The sequence below is a fragment of the Bacillus sp. AFS018417 genome (genome assembly GCF_002560985.1).
In the GTDB taxonomy this organism is placed as follows: Bacteria; Bacillota; Bacilli; order Bacillales; family Bacillaceae_G; genus Bacillus_A; species Bacillus_A rhizoplanae.
Genome location: NZ_NTTM01000068.1, coordinates 1 through 5,675 on the forward strand (window position 1 = coordinate 1; position 5,675 = coordinate 5,675).

Genomic DNA, 5,675 nt, shown 5'->3' on the forward strand with positions numbered 1-5,675 from the left:
GTGGGGGAGTATTCATTCCATATTTTTCTTATAATTTAGTTTTAATAAATCTTTAAAATCTAGTTCAGCAATTAATACACTTAATAATATGAGTGTTGCACCTAAGTAACCTTTTAATGTAAGGGTTTCACCCGTGAAAAAGAAAGCAAAACCTGCAGAAAAAACAGGTTCTAATGAAAAAATAAGACCTGTATGTGTAGGACTAGTATATTGCTGTGCAATAACCTGAACAATGAAGGCTATTGCTGTACAAAATATGCTTAAGGCTAAGATTGAAAACCATGATTCAACAGTGTCAGGAAGTTTTGGGGTTTCCATAAACATTGAGAAAATGATACTAAATAGGCCAACAAAACCTAGTTGTAATATCCCAAGGGCAATTGAATTAACATGCTTAGTCATTGTTCCAGTAACGATGACATGAACTGCATAAAATAAAGCACATAAGATACATAATATATCACCAGAAGCTATCTTAAATTCGCTATTTAACGTTAATAATCCTATTCCTACTATGGTTAAAACAATTCCCAATACAACTTTTTTTTCAGGTCTTTGCTTTAAAAATATAGATGATAATACTGGAATAAAGATGACTGTGAGACTCATTAAGAAACCGGCATTAGAAACAGTTGTATACTTTGTGCCAAAAGTTGCAAAAACATAAACGATAAACAAAATAGAAGCTAATATAAACGCATATTTTACAGTTTTAAAATCAATTTTGATTAAGTGTTTGTAAAATACTAAACCTGATAAAAGAAAAGCAATAATAAAACGTAATGCGATTAAATTATATTCTTCCATGTAATTGAGGCCAACCTTTGTAAGTAAGATGGATGCACCCCAAAAAAATGTAACCATTAGTAGCATTAAATCAGCTTTTAATTGTATTTTCATCTCTATCTCCTCGTTATTTATAATTTGTAATTTCATAACTCCTCTCCCATTATTTATTTTAATGTTAATTCTAAATATTTGGAATAAAAAAATAAAAATCTTCCATATAAAATTAACATAACCTATTATTATCAGGAGTTGTTACTTCGCAGATTCGTTGATGAGTTACATACGTGACCTCCTTTAGTAAAACATACTAAATAAATATTGCTTAAAATCATTGACAGAATATTAATGCAACCCCTATAATACAAAACATACTTACTAAAGAACGTAACTACGTCATATAAATTGAAATATAATTGAGCAATGAAGGGAATATAAGTAGTGCTTATCTCACTGTTTTAGAGAGCTGATGGAAGGTGAAAATCAGTACAAAGATAAGGATGAATTTCGATCCTGGAGCATTTTTTTCGAAGTAAAGGGTGACCTTTATGAAGGGAAAAACGGTCAAAAATGATCGTTAACAAAGTTGAGAGGCAGACTAAGTCTGCAACTAGGGTGGTACCGCGATATATTCGTCCCTACTGATACAATCAGTAGGGACTTTTTTATTATATGGAAAACAGAATATAGGAAATGCAATGAAAGGAATATAGTAATGCTTATTTCCCTGTTTCAGAGAGCTGATGGAAGGTGCGAATCAGTACATAAATAAGCGTGAATTTCAATCCCGGAGCATCTTTTTCGAAATAAAGGGCGACCTTTATAGAGGGAAGGACGGTCAAAAGATCGTTAACAAAATCAAGAGGCAGACTTAAGTTTGCAATTAGGGTGGTACCGCGGTTTTAATCGTCCCTGTCATTTAGGACAGGGACGATTTTTTTTATTGAAAGAAAAACTGCACTTGATTCTATGGAATCTTTTGTTGAATAAATAAATTTTTATTAAAATGAGGAGGGAAATTTATGGAATTACAAAAAAGATTATTGCCGCGGCATATCCGTTTGATGGCACTCGGAGGAGCAATCGGCACAGGTATATTTAAAGGGACTTCTGAAACAGTATCGATAGCGGGGCCGGCAGTTATTTTTTCTTATCTGTTTGCCGGATTATTGCTTCTTGTTGTAATGAGTGCAATTGCAGAGATGGCCATCGCTTATCCTGGGGTGAATATGAAAGGGTTTATTCATAAAGCATTTGGAACAAACGTGTCTTTTGTGATTGGATGGCTGTACTGTTTCATGTGGTTAGTTGTATGTGTTATTGAAGTAATAGCTGCGGGAAGCTTTCTGCAATATTGGTTTCCGTCTATGTCTTTATGGTCTTTAAGCCTTATTAGCGCTATTTTCATTGTCGTTATTAATTTTATGAATGTGAAGAATTACGGAGAGTTTGAATTTTGGTTTGCCGGAATTAAAATTACGATGATTGTTCTATTTCTTGTTTTAGGTGCAGGGATTTTATTCGGAATTATCCCGAGCGATGGAACTGACTATATGCAAAACTATGTACAGCACCAGGGATTCTTTCCACACGGCTGGTCAGGAGTATTTTCCGCATTGTTAGTCGTAATTTTTTCTTACGGTGGTTCCGAACTTATCGGATTGACTTTAACAGAAACGAAGGATGCAGAGAAGGTATTGCCTAAAGTGATTAAAGGAGTAATTTGGAGAATCGTATTATTCTATACGCTCCCAATCCTTGTCATTTGCGGATTAATTCCATGGAATGAAATCGGCAACCAAGCAAGCCCGTTTGTGCAAGTGTTATCTGCAGTTGGATTTAAAGGAGCAGCTCATATTATGAACTTCGTCCTTATTACAGCTGTTTTGTCCGCTGCAAACTCCGGTATTTATGGCTGTACACGTATGCTGCATTCCTTAGCTGCAGAAGGGGAAGCGCCGAAACTATTTTCATATGTTTCTAAGAACGGTGTTCCATTATATAGCGTTATCTTAAGCTCTATTGTTCTTATTGGCGGCACATTTGTTGCGTACTTTTCACCTGACCGTGTTTTTGGGTATTTGATGGCAATTCCGGGATTTACGGTATCAGTGGTGTGGATCAGCATATGTTTAGCACAACTTAAGCTTCGCAAAACATATACAAAGTTGCCGCATTTTAAAGTATGGGGATTTCCATATGTGACCTCATTTACTGCCATAGCGTTAACTATTAGCTGCGTGGCATTTGCATTCAGCGATCAAAACCGAGCAAGTATTTTTCTTTGTTTAGGCATTTTAATAATCTTAATTCTATGTTCTGTTTTTGCAGGCAAAAAGCAAAAAGTAGACTAATACTACATTTTTAAGATAAACGAAAAGGCAGACTATTAATTGTATGGTCTGCCTTTTTATTATCGCTTTGCGGCGTTTCGATAAAAAATGATTAGAAGTGTAGTTGAAATAGTACTTAATAATATGCTTATTCCAAGTGATATACTCAATAGAGGTGAGTGTACAGTAGGTATTAGCAATAGCATTAGGAAAATTGATCCAATATTTATGGAAAGTAAAACCTTTTTTTTGTTATTCAATACAAATCCCTCCTTTTCATAAATTTTAGCAAATAATCCGAAATTTTACACTACCATTAAGTATTGTTAGTTTTTCCTTTAGAATTGTAATTTTTTTCTTTTTATATTTGATACATTTTAAGGGAAGTTTCATTATTATCGTTTTCAATTTGGTTCATTCAAATATCAACAGTATTTGTTACATAACCTTTATTTAAAAAAGTATTTACGAGCGTTTATAAATTAGTAATCATCTTTACAGACATTTTTGTTTGAATAAGGTACACTTTATTTGGACTTAAACTATCAGTTACTGAACGACCAGGTGTAATGATTGAATAGAATAGAAAATAAATGAAACTTAAATTGTAATAAAATAAAAACAAGGGAGCTTGTTATGACAATTATCGATAAATTAAAACTAAATAAATTCACAAATATGGCCGTAATTAATCAACCAAGCGACTATGATGTCTTTACTGAACAAACGACTACCCTTTCGAAAGATCATGATGCTATTTTCATTTTTGTAGAAACAATTGATGAGATGGTTACACATACACAATTTATCATTAATAATGAGCAGCTTTTACTTGAGAAAGGTTATGCATTTTTCGCATATCCGAAAAAAGGGAATACTCGTTATAAAACCTTTATTCATAGAGATGAAATGTTTCCAGCAATGAACGTTGGAGAGGATGGATATGTAGGGAATAGCGATATTAAGTTTGCGCGTATGGTAAGCATGGATGACGTTTTCACAGTTGTTGGTTTAAAACGTGAAAAAAAGAAAGCAAAGAAAACATCGAGTGCCAGCCAGTGCGTTGCCGATTATGAGGACAATGTGAAGGATGTCGAGGCATTATTAGCCGATTATCCAAATGAACTTAAGTTTTACCAAAGTTTAACACCTGGATATCAAAAAGACTGGGCGCGTCACATATTCTCGGCGAAGCAACAACAAACACGCGATAAGCGCCATCAACAAATGGTTGATATCCTTTCACAAGGATACAAAACACTCGATTTGTTCCGTCGGAAGAAAAAGTAAAGAAGATGATGATGACTGTAGCTGAATAACCGTGGCGGTAACGGTTATTCAGCTATTCATAAACAAAAGGAGCGCCCAAATGGACGCTCTTTTTGCTTTATCCCGCTATTTTAGCGTAAACCATGATCCTGACAGCTGCACAAATAAATTTTACTAGCTAAGCTTCTCAATAGTTAATGATGCAGCATTAACTTTGTGTCCGTTTAGAATTGGGAGTAACACATCTGTAGTTGATCCTATATTTCTAAGTTGTAGTGTTGAATGTTTTGGGATATGGATAATAGCTTGTCCAGTGAGCATGAGACTCGCTCCATCTACTAGTCTTTGTATACCATAATTAGTAAGTTGCCCAGGTACTAAAGAATTATTTAAAATTAAACCATATACCGAACTAGAAGCAGGACCATCAATTAATAATATAAATTCGATTTTATAGTCTCCTGATTCAGGAATTATTAGGGTGTCACTAGGTGGGGTAAACCCTATATGTTTTAATGGACCGTTTCTATTAAATTTTATGTTTGCACCTGATTTGACTCCTATCGGATTGGAACCCACAAGTGTAACGTAACCATAGGCTGGTTTAAACATTATTATGCACCTCCTCATTTACTATTTTTATCCCGCATTAACGGGCAGTAAGCCCCCCACTGATGGAAGTTTCACTTTATCATTGTATGTGATCAAGTTAAAAATGAGTGTATGCTTGTCCAGTAAAAATTAATTATGTATATCCTAAGATAAAACAATACGCCTCCTATTTCGTTAGTGAAAAGAAGACAAGAAACGTATAACTACTAGCATAATCCGGCGCCATCTGCACAGTAGGCGGGTATGGAGTTGAACCAATCGTGCTCTTATTGCTTGCGAATAGCGGGCTAAAGAAGCGTCAATGTGAAGGAACCGGACGAAATACGGCATCATGAAAGGGTGACACGAACAGTATATTTTCTGGTACAAAAACTTCAGAGCGATTGCAAGTAATCTCTAAATCTTTGACATACCGATATTGTTATTCTGAAAATTTATATATAGGTTGCTTGGAATTGCATGAAATAAAGCACATAAGATACATAATATATCACCATAACCTATCAGTAACGGTAGTTAGTCTGCCTAATTTTAAAGGAGAATAAGCTCCTTTATTTTTTTTTAAGCATAGCATGTAAAAGACTATGAAATATTTATAAAAAGTAGGTGGAAACATGCTATTAGATTCTCAACGTATTATAGGTTTCCCGGGCATGGGCGGCATCCTAGGCAGCC

4 protein-coding genes and 2 other annotated features are annotated in these 5,675 nt (G+C 34.6%); of the genes, 2 read left to right on the forward strand and 2 right to left on the reverse strand.

Translation table 11 applies throughout. The annotated features are described in order from the left end of the window. Positions 1-12 precede the first annotated feature (12 nt). Positions 13-900, reverse strand: coding sequence for a DMT family transporter (locus tag CN326_RS21600; RefSeq protein WP_098311031.1), 888 nt, complete (start codon positions 898-900; stop codon positions 13-15). Positions 901-1,200: 300 nt separating this feature from the next. Continuing rightward, positions 1,201-1,429: a binding site (T-box leader), on the forward strand. Between the two features lie 46 nt (positions 1,430-1,475). Further along, positions 1,476-1,703: a binding site (T-box leader), on the forward strand. A gap of 105 nt (positions 1,704-1,808) precedes the next feature. Between CN326_RS21600 and CN326_RS21605 the strand changes: the two genes are divergently transcribed. Both CN326_RS21605 and CN326_RS21610 read left to right on the forward strand, forming a co-directional pair. Next, complete coding sequence (locus CN326_RS21605; protein WP_098311032.1) at positions 1,809-3,140, forward strand: amino acid permease; 1,332 nt, start codon at positions 1,809-1,811, stop codon at positions 3,138-3,140. A 615-nt stretch (positions 3,141-3,755) separates the two neighbouring features. Further along, positions 3,756-4,409 (forward strand): YdeI/OmpD-associated family protein, encoded by a 654-nt coding sequence (locus CN326_RS21610; RefSeq protein WP_098311033.1) that lies wholly within the window; start codon positions 3,756-3,758, stop codon positions 4,407-4,409. A gap of 153 nt (positions 4,410-4,562) precedes the next feature. Here the strand turns inward: CN326_RS21610 and CN326_RS21615 are convergent, their stop codons facing one another. Continuing rightward, positions 4,563-5,000, reverse strand: coding sequence for a BclA C-terminal domain-containing protein (locus CN326_RS21615; protein WP_098311034.1), 438 nt, complete (start codon positions 4,998-5,000; stop codon positions 4,563-4,565). Positions 5,001-5,675: the final 675 nt, after the last annotated feature.